General features: G+C 45.8%; 17 protein-coding genes. 5 read left to right on the top strand and 12 right to left on the bottom strand.

The genetic code is table 11. The annotated features are described in order from the left end of the window. Nucleotides 1-21: 21 nt before the first annotated feature. Complete coding sequence (locus tag ACJJII_RS16415) at nucleotides 22-1,983, bottom strand: GMC family oxidoreductase (protein ID WP_444916963.1); 1,962 nt, start codon at nucleotides 1,981-1,983, stop codon at nucleotides 22-24. 682 nt (nucleotides 1,984-2,665) lie between these two features. Here ACJJII_RS16415 and ACJJII_RS16410 point away from each other — a divergent pair. Next, nucleotides 2,666-3,043, top strand: coding sequence for a hypothetical protein (locus ACJJII_RS16410; RefSeq protein ID WP_444916962.1), 378 nt, complete (start codon nucleotides 2,666-2,668; stop codon nucleotides 3,041-3,043). Nucleotides 3,044-3,125: 82 nt separating this feature from the next. On the opposite strand, the gene ACJJII_RS16405 is transcribed toward ACJJII_RS16410, so the two are convergent. After that, nucleotides 3,126-3,809: a hypothetical protein gene (locus ACJJII_RS16405; protein ID WP_444916961.1), complete on the bottom strand. Its 684-nt coding sequence runs from the start codon at nucleotides 3,807-3,809 to the stop codon at nucleotides 3,126-3,128. 600 nt (nucleotides 3,810-4,409) lie between these two features. On the opposite strand from ACJJII_RS16405, the gene ACJJII_RS16400 reads away from it, so the two are divergent. Beyond that, nucleotides 4,410-4,679 carry a DUF1330 domain-containing protein gene (locus ACJJII_RS16400; protein ID WP_413665629.1) on the top strand — a complete coding sequence of 90 codons (270 nt, stop codon included), beginning with the start codon at nucleotides 4,410-4,412 and terminating at the stop codon, nucleotides 4,677-4,679. Between the two features lie 167 nt (nucleotides 4,680-4,846). On the opposite strand, the gene ACJJII_RS16395 is transcribed toward ACJJII_RS16400, so the two are convergent. Both ACJJII_RS16395 and ACJJII_RS16390 read right to left on the bottom strand, forming a co-directional pair. Continuing rightward, the gene (locus tag ACJJII_RS16395; protein WP_444916960.1) at nucleotides 4,847-5,401 is read right to left on the bottom strand and encodes an RNA 2'-phosphotransferase; all 555 of its coding nucleotides are present in this window, start codon (nucleotides 5,399-5,401) and stop codon (nucleotides 4,847-4,849) included. Between the two features lie 37 nt (nucleotides 5,402-5,438). Further along, nucleotides 5,439-5,939 (bottom strand): GNAT family N-acetyltransferase, encoded by a 501-nt coding sequence (locus ACJJII_RS16390; protein ID WP_444916959.1) that lies wholly within the window; start codon nucleotides 5,937-5,939, stop codon nucleotides 5,439-5,441. A gap of 224 nt (nucleotides 5,940-6,163) precedes the next feature. Between ACJJII_RS16390 and ACJJII_RS16385 the strand changes: the two genes are divergently transcribed. Then, entirely contained in the window at nucleotides 6,164-8,281 is a 2,118-nt protein-coding gene (locus ACJJII_RS16385) for a TonB-dependent siderophore receptor (RefSeq protein WP_444916958.1), read from the top strand. A gap of 288 nt (nucleotides 8,282-8,569) precedes the next feature. Here the strand turns inward: ACJJII_RS16385 and ACJJII_RS16380 are convergent, their stop codons facing one another. Further along, nucleotides 8,570-8,962, bottom strand: coding sequence for a DUF3224 domain-containing protein (locus ACJJII_RS16380; protein WP_444916957.1), 393 nt, complete (start codon nucleotides 8,960-8,962; stop codon nucleotides 8,570-8,572). A gap of 243 nt (nucleotides 8,963-9,205) precedes the next feature. On the opposite strand from ACJJII_RS16380, the gene ACJJII_RS16375 reads away from it, so the two are divergent. Next, nucleotides 9,206-9,376: a hypothetical protein gene (locus tag ACJJII_RS16375; protein ID WP_444916956.1), complete on the top strand. Its 171-nt coding sequence runs from the start codon at nucleotides 9,206-9,208 to the stop codon at nucleotides 9,374-9,376. A 186-nt stretch (nucleotides 9,377-9,562) separates the two neighbouring features. Here the strand turns inward: ACJJII_RS16375 and ACJJII_RS16370 are convergent, their stop codons facing one another. Genes ACJJII_RS16370 through ACJJII_RS16360 form a run of 3 tightly spaced genes read right to left on the bottom strand, consistent with a single transcriptional unit; the run spans nucleotide 9,563 to nucleotide 14,740 of the window. Next, nucleotides 9,563-12,700, bottom strand: coding sequence for an efflux RND transporter permease subunit (locus tag ACJJII_RS16370; protein WP_444916955.1), 3,138 nt, complete (start codon nucleotides 12,698-12,700; stop codon nucleotides 9,563-9,565). Beyond that, nucleotides 12,700-14,058, bottom strand: coding sequence for an efflux RND transporter periplasmic adaptor subunit (locus ACJJII_RS16365; RefSeq protein ID WP_444916954.1), 1,359 nt, complete (start codon nucleotides 14,056-14,058; stop codon nucleotides 12,700-12,702). The genes ACJJII_RS16370 and ACJJII_RS16365 overlap by 1 nt, the downstream gene beginning before the upstream one ends. Further along, nucleotides 14,048-14,740: a TetR/AcrR family transcriptional regulator gene (locus tag ACJJII_RS16360; protein WP_444916953.1), complete on the bottom strand. Its 693-nt coding sequence runs from the start codon at nucleotides 14,738-14,740 to the stop codon at nucleotides 14,048-14,050. Before ACJJII_RS16360 ends, ACJJII_RS16365 begins: the two co-directional genes overlap by 11 nt. Before the next feature lie 560 nt (nucleotides 14,741-15,300). On the opposite strand from ACJJII_RS16360, the gene ACJJII_RS16355 reads away from it, so the two are divergent. Further along, nucleotides 15,301-16,122, top strand: coding sequence for an alpha/beta hydrolase (locus ACJJII_RS16355; RefSeq protein WP_444916952.1), 822 nt, complete (start codon nucleotides 15,301-15,303; stop codon nucleotides 16,120-16,122). 197 nt (nucleotides 16,123-16,319) lie between these two features. On the opposite strand, the gene ACJJII_RS16350 is transcribed toward ACJJII_RS16355, so the two are convergent. The 4 genes from ACJJII_RS16350 to ACJJII_RS16335 form a co-directional block, all read right to left on the bottom strand. After that, entirely contained in the window at nucleotides 16,320-16,703 is a 384-nt protein-coding gene (locus ACJJII_RS16350) for a hypothetical protein (protein WP_413665620.1), read from the bottom strand. Between the two features lie 485 nt (nucleotides 16,704-17,188). Then, nucleotides 17,189-18,076, bottom strand: a complete 888-nt coding sequence (locus tag ACJJII_RS16345) for an AraC family transcriptional regulator (RefSeq protein WP_444916951.1) — start codon at nucleotides 18,074-18,076, stop codon at nucleotides 17,189-17,191. Between the two features lie 309 nt (nucleotides 18,077-18,385). Continuing rightward, a complete protein-coding gene (locus ACJJII_RS16340; protein WP_444916950.1) occupies nucleotides 18,386-18,751 on the bottom strand; it encodes a VOC family protein in 366 nt (121 codons plus the stop codon). A gap of 65 nt (nucleotides 18,752-18,816) precedes the next feature. Beyond that, on the bottom strand, nucleotides 18,817-20,040 hold the full coding sequence (locus ACJJII_RS16335) for a CaiB/BaiF CoA transferase family protein (RefSeq protein WP_444916949.1): 1,224 nt from the start codon (nucleotides 20,038-20,040) through the stop codon (nucleotides 18,817-18,819). Nucleotides 20,041-20,139 lie beyond the last annotated feature (99 nt).

Genomic DNA, 20,139 nt, shown 5'->3' with positions numbered 1-20,139 from the left:
TTTTATTTCACATACAAATCTTCAAGCGCTCAGCCCAGTTGCTGTAGCAATGATGTCATCACTCGCCTTTTCACTGATCATATAGACCGGCACCACAATGAAAAAACCGGGGATTCGGGGGAACACCGAAGCATCCACCACCCTTAAATTATTGGTGCCGTGAACCCGGAACTTACTGTCGACAACTGCCATAGGATCACTGGCAGGCCCCATTTTATTGGAACAGGAAGCGTGATGCCCCCAAGCTTGGTTCTTAACAAAATCGCCAATTTGCCGATCTGACTGAACCTCTTTACCGGGCAATAATTCCCTGGAGACCTGCTTGCTCACAATAGGGCCCGACATAATATCCCTGGAAATTTTTACCCCCTCAACAACTGCCTGAAGGTCTTCTCCCAGAGCATCATTACCCTCACCAAAATAGTGGAAGTTGATTTCAGGTGTGTCCCTGGGATCAGCAGATTGCAGGGTCACACGCCCGGCGGTATTGTTCGTATGGCCTTTCAGTACAATCCAGGAGAAACGGTCCTTGTAGTCCCGCAACGCCTGGGAGTACCCGGGAAAGTATCCGTGGAAGTCGGAGGGCACTCCGAAAATAAACAAGTCGGGATCTTCCAGCTCCGGTTTGGAACGTTTGACCAGAGACAATACCGGACCATTTCCACTGTAGGGCCCCTGATTGAACCAACCATAGCGATAGCGATTTAAGCAGGGATCATTCCCCTCCCCCCAAGTACAATCTTTAAGAAGGGCAAGATCCTCACTCATCTCACTAACGATTCCGACCTCATAGCGATCCTGGAGGTTCTCTCCTACCCCAGGCAGATCTACCAGGGGCTCTATGCCGTGATCTCGGAGCTCATGGGCGGGACCAATTCCTGACAACTTGAGAAGTTGCGGGCTATTGAAGGCCCCTCCAGACAAGATAACCTCGCGATTTGCCCGCACTTGCCTCAAGACTCCGGCAGTACCACTTTCGTCATGGTAAGGGTCTGCCTTATACAGGCTCGCCCCCTCTAAAAACTCCACCCCAACAGCAATATTCCCCTCAAACAACACACGAGTTGCCAGTGAATTTGTACGAATATGAAGCAAATTTGGGTAAATTGACTGGGTATCCAAGAGGTATTCACGCACACTGGTACGGCGGTTTCGGCTATCTGCTGCCATAGGGGCGATAAAAGGCCCTTCCTGGCCACCGGCCACGTCCCAATGATTGATATCCAAGCGAAGATTGCCACTGATAATTTTTTCCAAAGCCCCTTCGAGCCCATACTTGGCCAGCGCAGCCTGCGCAACTTTCAAGATCGCCGGGTCTTCCAGCAATAACGCGGGGTTGCCGCGATTCGTAGGCAGCCAACCATCAAAACCGTGACGGGATGGATTGGAGAAAATTGGGCGGGGCACATATTCACAATGCTCTAAACGCTCAAAATATCGCCGCATATTTGCGCTATCCCAGGAAATATCCCCTGTATCCCGTGCTATGCGGTCAAAATCATTGTTATGTGGATAGACCGTAATCAGTGCATGGTGCGTGGTACAACCACCGATAGTACTCGCCCGTGGGTAGAGGATTCCCTTCCCGGAAACATATTTTTCGTCCAGTTGCTGCTGATTGATATCCGCATAATGCTTAACAAAAAAGTCCCAGCTCAATTTGGGGTCTTCAGAAGCAAAGGGGTGCCATGCTGGAATATTATGGGTGTCATCACTGGGGTCATCAGCACCAGCTTCCAACACCAAAACAGAAAATCCCGCCTTTGCCAAATTTACCGCTAATGGCCCTCCACCCGCACCCGACCCAATAATCACGTAGTCATATTGATCATAGAAATTCCGATCCAACATTGAGAGAGCGGAAACCAATCCTGTTGAAGCCGCGCTGGCAGCAATACCCAGTTGCATCGCCCCTTTAGTAAAATTTCTACGGCTAATTTTTTTGCTCGACACTTTCTTGTTAATCGAATCCTTCTCTTCCATAGTGCTTATCCATTTTTATACGTTGTATCCGAGATAGCATTATGCACGCCAGCTTTTGCAATTCTGTCTTACAGGGATTGCTTTAATCTAAAACTCGACCTACTTACCAGCGCCAGGATGTATCACATGCCTAAAAGATATATCGACGCAAGGCTTCTTAAATGAAATTAAATAAACCTCTCCCACTCCACCTGGAGACCCCAGAAGAGAACCACCTGTGAGGCATCAAATAAAAGGCAAACGAGTTTTTAAGCTGACCAAAACCAGCGGTCATGCTTCAAAGTCCAATCAACCAGATAAACCTTCAAGCACCACATCAAAAAGGAAATATAAATAAATTTGAATAACTGCAAGGCAGTTTATTATTTTAAGCATTACGCCAACGCTTAAAATAATAAATTACCCAGCCCGGCAAGTAACAAACTCAATTCACAACGGCGGTTTTCGTGAATTTTCTACACAATCAGTCGCTGTAATATTCTTACCCCCCCTATTGAGAGTTTAAAACATTGCTCAAAGTATCAATATGTCTATATGATGCATATCATCGAATTTGATTGCGATTTTTGGAATAACAACTAGATTAATAAACACTAAAAAATAATTGCGATCCGATTCACCCCAAAATGCTCAGGAGCATCGGACACAAGTTTTAGTTGATGACCGTGAGAAGGAGACCAGAATGTCTGGAATAGAGCTCTATATCACCTACGAAGAACTTTTAAAACTCGAGAGTTTTAGAAAACCTAACTCAACACCAAGAAAACCACAAAACATTGATACCACCCACCTTGATGATATCGAAGTAATCATTGCTAACGGCAAAGGAATTCAAGCTCTCGATAGAGAAGCTATCAACAAACTACCATTAACAGGATGGGTTTGTAGATTTCCTGCCCACATTCACCCCCCCAAAGGGTTGAAACTCGTTCAAGTCAGCGAGCACCTATTGAATATTGCTCCGGCTAGAAATATGCCGTTGCAAAAATTTGAGGCTTTAGTCAAGGAACTCACTATAAGCGCCATCACAATATTCAAGAAGCAAGGTCGAGCCGTCTGATATATGACCCTGGTCACGACCGACTGCAAAACGGTATGCTATTGAGCTGCCGTTTTGTATATCTCCACTAAGTACTTACCCCCTAGCCTATTAATTTCTGAAATGCGATTAGCTTCCTGATGTAAGCTCGCATTTCCGGAGTATCAAATTTCCCCTGATAACGATCAGGATCGTTGACTGAGCGCCCCTTAATACCGGGACAGCCGCCAAATCGTATTAGTGTGGAAAAAGCAGGCATTAACTGCAACTCCTCTACCGAAGCCTTGATTTCTAAATCCAAATGATCTGAGTACTCTTCAATATATCTGGAAACCGTCCCCATACCTGAAAGTGTTTGTGCACAAACCATATTTCCAACTGTCCCAAACTTGGGAAATCGATGAACTTCTTTAAAGTCCACCTTATCAAAGCTGGCCAATAGATTTTCCTTCAATACCAACTCGGCAAACTCCAGGTGCTCCCCCTTTTTGGGTTTCAAGCCTGTCACCTGGTAGTGGAGCGCCTCAAAGGGAACAAAAAGATTGCTCCACCCCTTTTCAATTTTTGAAATTGCATATTCCTTATAAGCAGCTTTTTCCTGATGCTTATCGATAGTCTGAAAGATTGAAAGCGCCAGACCAACAACTGCCACCCCGGCTGCAACACCGCCTATCCTGGTTACCCTTTTCAGGCCAATTTGGGTTTCATCCCATGTCTTCCCATGAATTGCCAAAAGAGCCGCGATAGCTGTAAGTGCATGCCCTAAAATAGAAATAGTCAGATCCATAAGCTCCCCCAGAAAAAACTCAAATTTCAATATGCACTAAAAATCAAATCTTGGTATCACTATCTGCCAATACCAGAAAATCCCAACACAGTAGATACACGCCACATTGCGAAAATCACCGCCAAACTATCTGTTTTCATTAATGGGCAGGAACAAATAGAAAGATACACTTACTCAGAAAAGCTAATCAATAAGTTAAAATTACTATTTCTAGACGGGAGCCTTATAAGAAACCCAAAACAAAACAATCGTACCCATTTGGGCTCACCTCATCGCACAGAATTAAATAGCAATATACGGAGCTTGTACTTTTCCTGTGGATTTAATTAGAAAGTAGGCTGCGCAATAAGGGGCAAAGGTTGACTCACAAGATAGCGCTTTACTAACTATACTATTTAAGTCAAATCCCCTGACTCCATACAATTAATAAATTTAAAGGCCTATTATAACAACCGACCCCCAATACCTGCCAAACATCTCCTTTGCGACCCAAAGGCTACTATTGGGAACCTTTTTAAAACTTGACCCTGAATAGCTAACTACTATAACTATTCACAAGGTTGTATAACACGCAGCATCTACTGACCAACTGGTATCCATATGATACATCTATTTATGCACGCGAATGTTAAGGACTTCAACGAATGGCACAGAGTGCTAGAAGAGTTTATGCCTATAGTGAAGCAAATGGGCGCTACAGCTACATCTGTATATCGAGAAATTGACAACCATCACAATGTAACAGTGATCCATGAGTTTCCTTCGAAGGAGCATGCTATCAAGTTTGTCAATAGTAGTGAGCTTGAAGAATCTAGAAAAAAGGCTGGCGTGCTTGTAACTCCAAAAATTTGGTATACAGAAAAATTATAATTATTCCTTATTATGGCATAAAAATTTATAAAGCGATCTTCACCCCCAATAGGCCTATCCATTCAAGGGGTGTATCTTGATCAATGGCTCTTCCTTTATAAATAAGCTGACTCTAGAGTATCCCTCCACTAACAGTACCCATATAACAATACTGATAATCCCTGCCTTTAAAGTAACTTCATATACTTGACTGGCACATGATCAACCAGCCACACATTATTAGCAGAGCGATAAAAATCAAAACCATCTCGATGCATGGATTTAGCCTCCACCCTTAACAGTACGGGCTTGCCATACCTGGCCCCAACAGATCGAGCAACTGCCTCGGATTCTGACAGGTGAACATGATGCCTTTGCATTTTCTTCAGTCCTTGCGCGAGGATATCTTCAACAAAACGCTCTGCAGTGCCATGGAGAAGCGCACCTGGTGGCTCAAGGGGGCTTAAATGTAAATTAATATCTACAGAATGTCCCTGATTGGCTCTGATAGAAAGGTCATCATCACTTATAGAAAACCGCTGCTTATCATTGGTTTCCACAACGACAGAAACCAAATCCCTGTTTAGCTCAAAGTCTACAGTTTTCTGAATCAACTCATCAACTGCCACCCATCCATTCTCATCCATAAACAAGCCGATGGCTTCAGGCTTATGCCTGAGCAGGTAGCTGAAGTATTTTGATATCCTGCTCAGCTCTCTACTGAATTCAGTATCTCTGTTCAATTCTAATATTCCACAACTAAGAATATAACTCGAAATTTTATGATGGGGCATTCACCTTGGCGAAAATGTACTCATCAAAATAAATACCCCCTTTTTTTACTGAGCAGCTTAAAGTCCCTTCATGCTTATACCCCGCCTTCTGTAAAACCTTCATTGATCCGACATTTCCAGAAAAGACAGAGGCATAAAGCCTGACAATATTTTGTGAAGAAAAAATCGCACGAGTAAACTGAGTCAAAGCAATAGTAGCAATTCCTCTCCCCCAAAATTCTCGCGCAACCCAATATCCAACCTCACCGGAGTGAGAATGCTCAAACAGCTGCTCGCGCATACTTATAATCCCGCAAAAGGCCCCTCTGTACTCTATTGCCTTTACAACCCCATCCTTCCCACAACCTTTATCAACCCACCAAGCCGCATCTTCCAATGTATAAGGGTGAGGAATTCTCGATGACAAATACTTAAGCACTGACTCATCATTTAAGTACTCAACCAGAAGTGCTTCATCATTCTTTTCAATGTTTCTTAATTCAATCATTCGGACAAACCATCAATTCTTTAACCAATTACTGACACCCTTTCAAGGAAAATCAATGCTTTGTTGACGGCTAGGGTTCTAAGCTATCAACTCTTCCTACCTACTCTCCAATCTGCACAATAGCTTTTTAGCTTCCTACGACTGCCTCCCATTTATTACTACATCTCAAAATTGTCAGCCATTATCAATTATAATCGACCCTATTTGTACGGAATTCTATCGATATGTACCCTCAACAACTCAACTTGGCAGTATGGGCCTCACTAGCCCCTGCTGCGTTGGTGTCTGCCCAGGAAGTAACTCAAACGGTAGAAGAAGTTGAAGTTATTGGTAGAGCCCAACAATTTTATCTGGACTCTCATACACAAGTTGGAACTAAAACAGACGCAGACTTATTAAATATTGCGATGTCTGCTCAGGTACTAAGTGAACAGCTTATTGAAGACCAGGCTGCCCGCGATATCACTGACTTGTACCGCTCCATCGCAGGAGTTAGTGAATTCAGCTATTCCGGAGTCACATTTCGGGGATTTCGAGACAATAAAAATATATTTTACGATGGAGTCCGCGGCGATCCCTATTCAGGGTTTAGTGTTCCTCAAGTATCAAATGTAGCGCGCATCGAGGTACTAAAAGGGCCATCCTCCGCCCTCTATGGCGGCGGTGAGCCCGGAGGGATGATTAACTACACCTCCAAGAGGCCAACTTTCGATGAGCGCCGTGAATTAACAGTCACCTCCGGAAGCGAATCGCTAAAAGGAGCTTCTATCGAGCTAACAGGCGGTGTAATTGGAAATATCGCCTATCGTTTAGGAGGCTTCTATGAATCTCAAGATAGCTTTCGCAATAATGCGAAGAGCGAGAACATTGAACTTGCCGGGGGACTACTATTTGACCTCTCAGCAGACACTCACCTGACGACCACCTTCGAGCACATAGAACAAAACCTAGGCGGTAACCGCTTGCGCGGCGTACCCGTTAATGATGACGGCAAATTCCTGGTAGATCCTTCCTACAACACCAACGAAAAATCTGATTATCAAAACCTAAAAGCCTTGGTTCTTCGAACTAAAGTCAAGCATAAGGTGACAGATAGCCTGAACTTTAACGCAACATTGCGTTACATGGAAAATGAAAGGGAGCAGGCTTATCACGAATCACGCGGTTGGGTAGACATCAATGGTGATGGAATGGCCAATGCTGAAGATGGAACCATCCGCCGTGAGTACCGCGATCAGTACCGGGCAAATGAAGAGCTGAGCCTTACTTTGGATTTTGTGTATGACACAGACATTTCAGGTATGAATCATCAGATTTTGCTTGGTGGTGACTATCATGATGTTGATACAAAATATGACTATTGGCGAGCGCGCCCTGGAGCAGAGGGTGTTACAAACCTCAACATCTACGAACTCAACTACGGCATAACTGACCCGTCAACTTACAACCTTATCAATATGAATAAGGATGGTACGGCCAGCATCCGTACCAGCATTTATATCCAGGACACTGTGGAATTGACCAATCAGTGGTTCTGGATGCTAGGTGCGCGCCTTGATCAGTTCGACGAAACTGAAAAAGAAAGCGGCAATAGCTACAAAGATAATGATGCAAGCTACCGTACAGGCATCACTTATAAGCCCGTAGATACACTATCCCTCTATGCAAATTACTCCCAGAGCTTTAATCCGGTGAGCGCAGACGACTTTGAGGGTGGCGCCGGGGAGCTTGAACCCAGTACTGGCAGTCAAGTGGAGATTGGTGTGAAGAAGGAATGGCTGGATGGGCGTATCCTGACCACTCTAGCATTCTATCAGATAAAAAAAGCAAATATGGCCCAAAGCAACCCCGCCTATATCAGTGCCGAAGAGACCCCAAATGAAGCCGAAATTATCAACCTCGGGCAGGTTCAAAGTGGTGGAAGCGAGCTCACCTTAGTCGGTGACATAACTGAGAGGCTCAGCATAACAGCTAATTATGCGTACAACGATACGTATATCGCTGAGGGTGACTCACGCAATGTGTCAGACTCAGGTCAGTTCGTAAATGCACCCAAACACCAAGCAGGCTTGTGGGCCCGCTATGACCTCAGTATATGGGACTCAGCATTTGCCATTGGTGCCGACTATGTGAGCGATCAAATAAGCTTCGATGATCAAAAAGTAAAGGCCTACACTGTACTCGATGCCAGCTGGGCAACTCGCTGGGATGATATTCAGCTGAGTATCAACGTGAAAAACCTTTTGAATAAAACGTATGCAGTGAGCGGTTTTAATGAGCGGCAAGGACATTTTCCCGGCCAACCACGAGAGCTAATCGCCCAGCTTTCCTATGACTTTTAGCGACCTAGCAATTTATCGTCAGCGGATTTCCACTGGCGATATCATCTTGTTCTATACAGGAAGAAAGTTCTTTGACGATACACTCACCAATATATCCCCGCAGACTTACCCACCTGTTCAGCCCTTCTTCTAAACTTAGATATTATGAAAACGACACTGATCCCCCAGATTGAATTTCTATTAGCAAATATTCAATCCGAGGTTGCACCTTCAATCAAGACGAGTACAGACCGTATAAATTTCGATCGAATAACCTCTCCATGACGCTATACAGACAGCAAACTCCTATTAATCAAGTTGGTATTCAAAGTCGTAGTAATGAACTCCACCATCCACCTGAATAGACATTTTCCCAGAGAGTCCCACTAGTTCTCCAGTGCCAGAATCAGGCACAACTTCTAAAATAAGGAAGTCCTCTCCTTTCTTCATAGTCCCAAAGTGCTGTAAAACAAACGTGCCTCGCTTACCACCTAAAGTACCGGCAACTTGCTCTATAGCTACATACCCCGCAGATCCTTTTACGGGAGTCATTGCACTTAACATTTCTCCTCGACTTCCTCCTGAAAGATCACCGTAAAAGACTTTATTAATTGACATACGCCCCAAGCTGTTTCCTTCACTGCCTTTCGCATACGGATCCATCGGCTTTACAGTAACCTCGAACTTTCCTGAAATTTTCATATTTGCTCCTTTGCGAATCTAGATTGAAGTAGTACGTGTCTGGCTTTACCAGTAACAACTTAGGCTCTAAGAAAGTCTAAAATGCTACTTATCGGTTTTCCATTTTAATATACAGGACTGTATATTTATACACACACGATGGCAAAGTAAGTGACTATGGACTGAGACATTTATGAAGGTGCGCAATTAACACTCAAAATTACTAATGTCCACCAAACTGTTAAGAGACATAAGCGAGAAATATTGGAACCTACCGAAGCAGCATGGGATTTTAGCACTTCCAATCTTCCCGAGAAGATAGTTCATTTTTATTTGGGGCCAGGTGGAAATACGCTTGTTAATTCTACAGAGAGGGAAATTAAAGAAATCGCTAAAGCGGGATTACAAGAGTTCAGTGGAGCAAAGCCGAAATGACGATGCCCCTAAAACCATTTTGGAGGCTATGAGTTATTTTTCTACACTAATATTGGCAATAACGATAGACCGTAGATCTGTGGATTGACTAGCCCAAAACACTCACTGCCTAACTTATTAGCACCATTATTAGGTGTAATAAGCTAGGCATATCCTAGGAAACTAGCTTCCCTTCATATAAAACGATCAACTACTTGGCGCAGTTACCATAGGCGCCGGTACTAATACGTCTTCGCCATCACTCTCTTCTTGAGGTTCAGTAAACCCAAAATCCTCCAGTATTCCGTAGAGCGCCGGTAGCACCAGAAGAATCAGAATAGTAGAACTGCTGATACCAAATACAATACTGGTAACAAGCGGCACCAACACCTGTGCCTGCAGACTGGTTTCAAATAGCAGTGGCAACAGACCGACAATTGTGGTCAGCGAGGTAAGGAAGATTGCTCGGAAACGATCGCGACTGGCCTGACTTGCCGCGCTATGTACATCCATTCCTTCACGCACTCGCCGCTTCACAAACTCCACTAGCAAAATTGAGTCATTGACCACAATTCCGGCGAGAGAGACAAAACCCATCATACTGGGCATAGACATATTCTGGCCCATGATCAGATGCCCCCAAATAACACCAATCAGTGCCAGGGGAATAGCCACCAATACAATCAGAGGCTCCACGTAGCTACGGAATTGCATGGATAGGAGAAGGTAGATACCAATGGCACCTATTAACAAGGCCCGACCAATGGACTTAGCGGTAACCTCACTATTTTTTATTTCCCCCTGCATATCAACGCGCAACCCTGGGAACTCGCGGGTAAGCTCAGACAGGAACTTCTCCTGGGTGTCGCCAAGTACCTGTCCTGCATTCGCTTTCTCAGTGAAAACATCAGCAAACACACTCACTACCCGCGCGCCATCAATACGTTGAATTCGCGCATACTCCCGATTCATTTCTATATCGGCAACGGCAATCAGCGGAACCCGTTGCTTGGTAGTTGGATGGATAATGACCAATTCATCGAAACGGCTCAACGCTCCGCGGGAATCTGCATCCATACGAACCTGTATCTCGTAGACCTCCCCCCGATATTGAATTTCATCTATCTCCATCCCCTGGTAAGCAGCTCGCAACTGATTGGCGACATTGCTGGCATCCAGGCCAGAGGCATAGGCGCCTTCACGCATTTTGACGGTGAGTTGCGGCTTGCCGGGACGCAAGTCATCCACCACATTCACTACGCCGTCGTATCCACGCAACCAATTCTGCAAGCGAATGGACGCTGCCTTTAGTTGATCCAGCTCCAAACCGGCAAGGCGCAAGTGGATAGCACGGCCGGCAGGGCCTAAGGCCGGCTCTTTATAAAGAATAGCGATTGCTCCAGCCATATCGCCGGCAGCCTTATGCCAGGCATGGCGCAATTCATCCATACTGGTAGTACGACCTTCAGCAGCAAGCAAATCGACATTAATGGTGGCCACATGGGGGCCCGACTCAAAGGCATCACCATTAATACCAAAAGTGACACTCGTATGATTCACCAGAGGTGCATTTTCATCTTTTGACAACTCTGTGGCGACCTGATCCAGCGCCTTCAACTGCTTATCGACTAACTTCTCCATATCAACCAAAGAGGTTCCCTGGGGCATCAAGATCCGGGCTTGTAATAAATCGCCCTCTAAGGTGGGGAAACCCTGAAATTTGACGATCCCCGATGTCATCAAACTAATAGTGACCAGGAATAAGCCAAACACTCCCCCGACAAAGGCGTAGCGATATTTAACCGCCCAGTCCGCTGCGCGCCCTATATTTTCTCGCCAACCATCAAAGCGTTTAGCAAAACCCAGCTTCCAGGCGGGGATAGAGCTTTTGTGCTCAAGAGCATGACGCAAGTGTGCCGGCAGAATCAGGAAAGCTTCCACCAAACTAATGAGCAATACAGAAATCAATACAATGGGCAACACCTTGAGGACCTGCCCAATGTCTCCCTTAATAAAAACCAGTCCCCCAAAAACCATTACCGTAGTTGCAAATGAGGACAAAACGCCACCGGCCACCCGCTTGGTGCCATTGATAACCGCTTCCAGCGGAGATCTTCCCTCGCTGTGTTCACTGGCAATACTTTCCGATAACACAATGGCGTCATCCATTAGGATGCCAATGGCAATCAGCAGTCCCACCAGGCTGATCATATTAATGGACACGCCCATGGCCGTAATCAGTGCGAACGACCCCAGGAATGAAACCGGCAATCCCATGACCACCCAAAAAACATAGCGGCCACTAAAGAACAGATAGAGAGCCAATGCTACCAGGATCAGCCCCTGCCAAGCATTGGTTATGACCATCTGCAAACGATCCGCAACTATAGAGGCGCTGTCTTGGGTTAAGGTGAGCTTCATGCCCTCAGGCAGATTTTCATTTTCACGGTCGACAAAGTCGCGCACGGCTTCAAGCACACGCAAGCTATCATCCACACTATTCTTCTCAATATTGAGAAGCGCAGCGCGATGACCATCAAAAGTAATTTTGTCTTCAGCCAACTCAAAGTCATCGTAAATTTTTGCAATGTCCCCAAGTCGAACTTCCGCCCCATCACCACCTTTAATCACCACAAGGTTTTCCAACTCTGCAACCGTGCGGCGCTCTTCAGTAAAGCGCACCTGATATTCTCGATCTGGAGTGGAAACCTTACCGGCGGGCATATCAATAGCTTGCTGGTCAATAATATTGGCCAGGTCCATCACGCTAAGCCCGTATTGGCGCAAGTTGTAATCTGAGACTTCGATCTGGAGCTGATGATCAGAAAAACCGGAAATACGCACAATAGGAATAGCGGGGTCGCGGAGTAATTCACGGCGATAATGTTCGGCCAGTTGATTCAATTGAACCAACGGCAGATCGGCACTGATAGCAATACTAACCACAGCCTGAGTACGCCCCAGTTCCTCAATCACCGGGCGCTCACTTTCTGCAGGAAGCGAGTCGATACCGTCAACTGCGGACTCCACATCAGCAACAAACTGGTCCATATCACCCGCTTCTTGCATTTTAAGAGTCATCAGGCCCAGATTATCTTTCGCCTCACAAAGTCGCTCATCGATAAAGCTGATTCCATCGGTGGCCTCCTCCAAGGGAAGACAAATACTATCTTCCACCTCGGCCGCCGCAGCGCCGGCATAAGGGACCAAAACCTGAACCTCAAACTTATCGATTTCCGGCATCGTTTCACGCTTCATGCCAGGCAGAACAAAAAGCCCGCTTAGCATCAGCGCAACCATCAATAAATTGGCCGCCGTTGGGTGACCGGCAAAATAACGAATCACTACTGGTTACCTCTAGCACTAGCTGTAACAGATTGTTCATCACTAACGACGGAAACAGCCATTCCATTAATCGCAGGGATTACATCAGTCACAATAACCTGCTCACCGGGATTCAATCCCTCGCGAATCACAGTGGTGTCGCCTTGGTGGTAGTCAATCTGTACGGGGCGCACTCTTAGTTGACCATTTTCTACCAGATAAACCTTGCCTTCATGGAGGGCACGGCGGGGTATGGCGAGTGCTGGTGCGGCGGGAGCCAATAACTCCACACGGGCATACATACCGCGAAATAGCGGTGGTTTTTCACCGGTCACCGCTTTGCCGTAGGGGTCATCCACAGCTACAACAACGGAGAGTGTTCGACTGGTGCTATCCAGGGTTCCACCCAAGCGCACTACCCTCCCCTGCCACTCACTATTCCCCGGGCCACCCACCAGGGTGATCCGAGCTTCCAGCCCCAACAACATCTTGGGTAGATCATCAGGAGTCGGATTGGAATCTATGCCAGGCCTTAAATTACGCAATAGTGGAGCCACATGCACCATGGGAAGCTCTGCTGCAATTTCTACTTGGGCGAGTCCACTTGCATCAAATAAGCGAGCACTGCCAGTAACATATTGGTTTTCCTCTACATGGACTTCACCAATAAGAGCATTAAATGGCAGGGTCACCCTGGTGCGCTCCAAGTTGTATTTACTATCCCGTACCTGAGCTTCCGAGCGAGCTATCTGTGCTTCAATCACCTTGCGGCGGGTAGGGAAAAGGGAAAGTTGGCTGCTCTGGTTCTGCACTTCCTGGCGCAAGCGCAGCATATTTTGCTCTTCAGTATCTACGGTAGAGCGGGAGACGGTTCCCTTCGCAACTAACTTTTGCTTGCGAGCGAGTTCTTTCTCACCCAACTTGAGGGTGCGCTCGGCGATTTCCAGAGAACGTTGACTATTGGCCTCCTCCACTTCCAGCTCTTGCAAGTTAGCGCGATTTGCAGCCAGGTCACTTTCAGCCTGCGCCAGGGCAAGCTGGTAGCTGGTATCATCGATTTTCAAAACCAGCGTACCGGCAGAGATAATATTTCCCCGTTCCAATTCCGGAGCTGTATACACCACCCTACCACTGACTTCTGCATTGGCTTCCAGGAAAGTACTGGGTTTCACCTCTCCATATGCAATAGCTTGAGCTCGCAACGGCAGCTCCTGCACTTTTATTGCGTCTACCGTTGTTATAGGAGACGTGATCGCATCGTGTTTAGGCTCACTTTTAGTGACGTCCAACACTAAGGATACAACCACCGCCGCCGCAATCAGTACCGGCAATGCGAGCCGGCTATTCATCAGAGCTTTTATATGACTCTTAATTTCCATTGCTGACTTCCTCGCCTTTGGATATAGATTTTTTAGAAACACCTTGGAGTAAGAGTTGAACGGTATGGTTAATCCATCTCTCCCCACTTTCCTCCCCCAGAGCAAAGCCAAATTCTTCCTTAAAACGGGCGCCAGCAATAAAGGGGAAGGCGATCAAACTGGAAAAAGAGATTGGCATCAGGTCAATATCCAGATCCTCTCGCAACTGGCCATTGGACTGAAGGGTTTGCAGTAGAGTACGTAACTTGGGTATCAGTTTTGAGGCCAACCTATCGGCAAAGAGTTCGCGCATTCGACCGGATTTGGAAGCTGCTTCATCAACAATTAGGCGAGGAATCCAAGGCTCCTTGATATATAGGCGTATCATTCTGCTCATTGCTTCTCTCAACAATTCTAAAGTGGGCTCCCTCCCATCCAGCCCGGCAGTGATGAAAGCAGGGCCGTACTGCATTATTTGGTTCCGCACTACCTCGATAATCAGCCCCTCCTTGCCACCAAAGTGGTAACTGATCATTGCCGAGTTCACCCCTGCTCCCTGGGCAATCTCTCGAATAGAAATATCGCGAAATGCCTTATCCCGAAGCAATGCATACGCTGACTTCATAAGCGCCTCACGCACCTGGGATTCACGCTCAGGATCTTTTGGGCGCCCGCGCCCTCGGGTGGGTGGCTTATCAGTCACAGGCATACGCCCTTAATTAATCAATTGATTAATTAAATAGGAAATACACACATGCAACAACCCCAAAAACCGACCAGGCAGTCAGGCTGAGCCGGGTTAATTTCTGACCCTCAAACTGAACATCTTGGGACGCAATACGTGACAATGATCAAGGATTTGACGGGGGACTAGCAAAACAGGTCGTAATAATGACCACCTGCAAGTGGCCACCTTTAGTAAATTCAGCGGTACTTACCAGGACAACTCCAACCCATTAAATTTGTACATTTTCAGGCCAAACATCCAAATTTCTACTTAAAGCGACCTGAATATGAAACCAGGAAAGTCATTCAGCTGGAGCAGAAGAAAAACGTCGCAATCTCATCCCCTTCCATGTCCGAACGCCAATCCCAACAAGACTTTATGTATAAATGATGAGTGATGAATAATTTTAACCTTTAGATAAAGCATTACTACAACCACCACCCTTCCCGGTGTTAGTATTAGGCCGTTTCAATATGAATCTTCTACAGACCCTATCTATTTCAAGAATAATTTAACCTTCAAAGGGCATATAACTTATGGTCAAGTATTTGGCTCTCATCTCATTTTTTCTTATGGCTACTTTCGCAAAGGCTACAGACCTTAAGAGTTCTCCCCTAGTAATTGGCGACTCAATTAGTTTTCAATCAAAGATATTAAAGGAAAAGCGCACCTTAAATGTCTACTTACCCGAGAGCTACCATCGTGAACCTGAAAGAAACTACCCCGTAATCTATCTTTTAGATGGCTCCTTATCCGAAGACTTTATCCATATAGCGGGAGTGCTCCAATTCGGCTCATTCTCTTGGATTAATATGCTTCCAGAATCAATTCTTGTAGGCATAGAAAATATTGATAGAAAACGCGACTATACATTTCCATCCAAAATAGCTTTAGATCAAAAAGAATTTCCATCATCAGGCGGATCAAAGGAATTTATTGATTTTTTGGGCAAAGAGGTTCAACCCATTATTGCGAGCAATTTCCGTACAAAAGAAAAGTCCACACTGATAGGTCAGTCTCTGGGAGGACTTGTAGCTACAGAAATTCTGTTAAAGCATGCGGACCTTTTCGACAACTATATTATTATCAGCCCAAGCTTATGGTGGAGTGGAGAATCTCTTCTGACAAGCATCCCTAAAGACTGCTGTGAGGACAAACAGATCTATATTGGAGTTGGAAAAGAGGGGGAAGTGATGGAGCGCCTAGCGCGAACACTATACAAGAAGCTAGATAACAAGAAAAACAACACAAAAATACACTTCGGCTACTTTGAACAACTAGACCATGGTGACACTCTGCATCTTGCTGTTTACGATGCGTTTGGAAAGCTGTTTTCAGACAAAGCCCCTAAAAACTAGAAACATTTTTCAACTTAAAACTGGTTGCTTTCGTTTCAGGAAATAGAATACAAAACCTGCGGGAGCAACACACCACTTACCTCACCATCAATCAAGTACACAATTACCATAGCGTCAACCTCATTTCAGCGACGTTCTGAAAGAGAGGCGGTGTGACATTTACAGTAAACACCGCCAACACCCTGCATTTTCTGAACCTACGTCAAAGCTGCACGACGGAAGTTGTACACAGCCACCTGAGACAGAATAAATAGTGTAAATGTCACTACCAAGCCAGTCAGCATTACGGGCTCGTAGCCCTCAACTAATACAGAAATAAGCCGCGAAGAACCATTAAATAGAAAGTACATCGAGGCAGGAAGTATTAACAACCACTCTTTGCGAAAGGCACCAATTGCCGTAATGATCGCTAAGCTAAGCGTGGGGGCACCGAGAGTACGTAGGTTAGTGAAACCATAATTAGTTGTTGCATCAAATCCGGCTGGACCATTAACAACTTCAGGGAAAAGCATGGTCACTAAGCCAGCCGAACCCAATATAAGTACAAATATACCGGAAAGAAATTGTGCGAAACGAATCATATTAAATATTCCATTTGGTTGATTAAATGAACAGAACGAGAACTCAAAGATCCCCTGAAAAATTCCTTATCATCTCTGCGAGACCTCAACAGGCCAAGGCAGTGCTACTAATTGACTGTATCAAGTTTCACTATTTTTGATTGCACAGGGGACAGAGTGATTAGCCTTCAGGCTTCCAGCAAACATCAGCAAGTAATGAAAAGTGACTGATTCATAGTCTTCAGCGGTATCAGCTATAGTTCGCCCTAGGAGGGTTCTAATCAAACCACCAGGACGATAACTAATGCTCGTCGGGCTAAACGCAAAACCAACATCACCATTAGCACTACCAATGAGCATGTATTCATTCTTTAGCCCCTCAGTAACAAGAGGGTTTAAATATAACGACATATCGTTAGAAAAGTACGCTGTTAAGACAAAGACTAGATTAAGCAGTAAGCCAACACTTTACTTGGAACATCCAGTCAAGGATTTGTACAAATCCGTCAAATCGCCTTTTTACGCATTTGGGAAGGGGCTACTTGATAGTGCTGTTTGAACACCCGGGAGAAGTAACTAAGCTCATCAAAACCACACTCCAAAGCAACTTCAGTCAGGCTAAGATCGCTATTGAGAATCAGCTGCTGTGCTTTCTCCATCCGTTTCGAGGTAATATATTTCGTGGCGCTACTGCCATAGACTTGCTTAAATTTACGAGTAAATGTTGACTCGCTCATATGGCATAGAAAAGCTAAATCCGCCAGCTTCAGAGAGGAGTATAAGTGAGCTTGCACCACTTCCTGAAGTTTAGGCTGTTGCCTGATGAACAACTGCCCCAACATCTTCACAACTGTTCCACTGCTATCGAGCCTGGGGATGAGCTCTACTAATTCTCGAACCTTTAATACCACCAGTGGCTCACTGAATACTTCTGGCTGCTGGATATAGTCAATTATGCTACGCATATAATTGGAGAGCAGTACAGATTCCTGCAGGCGCTCAGCCGAGGGGGGCTGATTATTGGACTTATTATCCTCCTTAACAGCAGCCCTACTTTCGCCATTATTACCAAAGACATCAGGCATACCACTTGGGTAGAGTCGCTGTAATAGCTCTGACGTTAGCCGAAAACCGATGAAATTAATTTCATTGTTTATTCCATCTTCATGCCACTGATTAATAAAATTATCTGTCTTCATTAGCACAGTGGCACCTGGACTCAAGGTGAGGGTTTCATCACCACAAACCAAGGTTGAACAGCCACTGATAACGTAAACCAACCTTGCCTCATCAACCAAACGGTCTTGATAACTTAACGGTGCCCTGAATTTACGCTGACCAATTACCATTTTCCCTTGTATTTTAAATACAACTGATTCTTCACTATCTGGCATAAATTATTATCTTTATCAGGGACCTAGTCATTTGCAATAAAACATGAAGCATATCAACTTTTCAATCAGAGAAAACAACCAATCGGAAGTGATTGCCATAGCTTCTCTGGCAGGGGACCAAGTTAAATCCAGGGGCTATAAAGAACATGCTCTACAAAGCATCTTCTAAACCTAAGAGACTCAAATGCCTCTGAAAGGACTAAAACAACTTAAGGAGCCTCTGAACAACTCCGTGATATCTTTGGCATGCAGAGCGGTTCACAATCAAGGCGCGGCTTCGCAGGAATGTCTAGACCTTTCAAGAAGTTGCTACACCACCGCGTTAACTTCCACCTTATTCCCTACTGGATCAAAAAATACTAATTGCCGTACATTGCGCCCGGGCACATCCATTAGGTGATTGGCGACTCCCAATGCATCCAGACGCTGCTTAACCGGCTCAAGCGCATCTGTACGGAAAGCTATGTGATCCAGGTAGGGTTTCTCAGGCTGGTCACCACTCACCTCACCATCAATTAAATGCAAAATAGCCCTACCATTGCCATAGAGCCAAAATCCATTACGCTTGAAATTTGGCCTCTCACCCTCGGTCAGACCGAGAACCTGGGCATAGAAGTCCCGTACCTGCTTTAGGGTTTCCATAGGAGCAGTAATATTGACGTGGTCGAGTTCCATCTGTTTTCCCTAATTTACAAGGCACATCCTTGTGCCTGATTATCAGCAAGTTATCTATCTATAACTTACACAATACTCTTGTTCCGCAACTCTTCTACTTGCTCGTCACTTTTACCTAGCAAATCTCGCAATACTTCCTCAGTGTGCTCACCCAATACTGGCGGCGCCTGGGTGTAGTCGAGTGCGGACTCGGAGAAGATTACAGGGTTGCGCACGGTCTTCACCTTTCCAGCTTCCGGATGATCCTGCTCAACCACCATACCCCGGGCCTGTACTTGAGGATCAGCAAAAACCTCCTCCAATGTATTGATAGGCCCACAGGGAACATGAGCATCACTAAGATGCTGGAGCCACCAAGCGGATTCGTGCTTACGAGTCGCAGCTTCAATCTGCGGCACCAATTCTTCACGGGCCATAACCCGCGCTGAATTAGTCCCGTAGGCAGGATTTTCTGCCAGTTCTTCTACACCTGCGATTCCGCAGAAGCGTTTAAACTGGTCATCATTACCCACTGCCAACATAAAATAGCCATCTTTTGAAGGGACTGCCTGGTAGGGGACTATATTGGGATGGCCGGTACCCTGTCGCTCAGGGCTTTTACCAGAGGTAAGGTAATTTTGGGCTTGGTTAGCCAACCATGAAACCTGGGTATCCAATAAGGCGAGGTCGATATGCTGGCCAACGCCCGTATGCTGCCGGTGAACAACAGCTGCCAATACAGAAGATACTGCATACATCCCTGTCATCAGGTCGGCTACTGCCACCCCCACCTTTTGCGGGCCCGCACCCGGTTGCCCTTCCGGCACACCAGTAATACTCATCAGACCACCCATCCCCTGGATCATCGCATCATAGCCTGCTCGATTTTTGTACGGGCCAGTTTGCCCAAAACCTGTGATCGAGCAGTAGATAACACCAGGATTGATCGCCTTGATGGATTCATAATCCAGGCCGTACTTTTTCAACCCATCTACTTTGTAGTTTTCAAGAAGAATATCGTATCGGGCTGCCATCTCCTTGATCAAGGCCTGGCCATCTTCAGTAGTGATATCTACGGTAACTGATTTTTTTCCGCGATTGGCACTTAGGTAGTAAGCGGCATCAGCAGTGTCATATCCCTTCTCATCCTTTAGGTAGGGAGGACCCCAGTGGCGAGTGTCATCCCCTCGCTCCGGGCGCTCTACTTTAATAACCTCAGCCCCAAAATCAGCAAATACCTGCCCAGCCCAGGGTCCGGCGAGAATACGACTTAAATCGAGTACCTTTAAGTGTGCGAGTGGACCTGCCATAACTTCCTCATATCGCTTACTTGCGGGTTAACCGCATATTTTTGCGGCAGCCTAACAGATAATTTGTGCCCGCGCCCTGATTGGCGTCTGTAGATATTC

The organism is Microbulbifer maximicatervae (SeqCode) (assembly GCF_052467825.1).
The sequence above is the reverse complement of the archived record's forward strand: the minus strand, read 5'-3'. Positions and strand labels throughout refer to the sequence as shown.

What these genes read in the sequence shown, in the direction of transcription:
- ACJJII_RS16415 (WP_444916963.1), bottom strand. Translation starts at nt 1,983, where the DNA reads ATGGAAGAGAAGGATTCGATTAACAAGAAAGTGTCGAGCAAAAAAATT.
- ACJJII_RS16410 (WP_444916962.1), top strand. Translation starts at nt 2,666, where the DNA reads ATGTCTGGAATAGAGCTCTATATCACCTACGAAGAACTTTTAAAACTC.
- ACJJII_RS16405 (WP_444916961.1), bottom strand. Translation starts at nt 3,809, where the DNA reads ATGGATCTGACTATTTCTATTTTAGGGCATGCACTTACAGCTATCGCG.
- ACJJII_RS16400 (WP_413665629.1), top strand. Translation starts at nt 4,410, where the DNA reads ATGATACATCTATTTATGCACGCGAATGTTAAGGACTTCAACGAATGG.
- ACJJII_RS16390 (WP_444916959.1), bottom strand. Translation starts at nt 5,939, where the DNA reads ATGATTGAATTAAGAAACATTGAAAAGAATGATGAAGCACTTCTGGTT.
- ACJJII_RS16385 (WP_444916958.1), top strand. Translation starts at nt 6,164, where the DNA reads ATGTACCCTCAACAACTCAACTTGGCAGTATGGGCCTCACTAGCCCCT.
- ACJJII_RS16380 (WP_444916957.1), bottom strand. Translation starts at nt 8,962, where the DNA reads ATGAAAATTTCAGGAAAGTTCGAGGTTACTGTAAAGCCGATGGATCCG.
- ACJJII_RS16365 (WP_444916954.1), bottom strand. Translation starts at nt 14,058, where the DNA reads ATGGAAATTAAGAGTCATATAAAAGCTCTGATGAATAGCCGGCTCGCA.
- ACJJII_RS16355 (WP_444916952.1), top strand. Translation starts at nt 15,301, where the DNA reads ATGGTCAAGTATTTGGCTCTCATCTCATTTTTTCTTATGGCTACTTTC.
- ACJJII_RS16350 (WP_413665620.1), bottom strand. Translation starts at nt 16,703, where the DNA reads ATGATTCGTTTCGCACAATTTCTTTCCGGTATATTTGTACTTATATTG.
- ACJJII_RS16345 (WP_444916951.1), bottom strand. Translation starts at nt 18,076, where the DNA reads ATGCCAGATAGTGAAGAATCAGTTGTATTTAAAATACAAGGGAAAATG.
- ACJJII_RS16340 (WP_444916950.1), bottom strand. Translation starts at nt 18,751, where the DNA reads ATGGAACTCGACCACGTCAATATTACTGCTCCTATGGAAACCCTAAAG.
- ACJJII_RS16335 (WP_444916949.1), bottom strand. Translation starts at nt 20,040, where the DNA reads ATGGCAGGTCCACTCGCACACTTAAAGGTACTCGATTTAAGTCGTATT.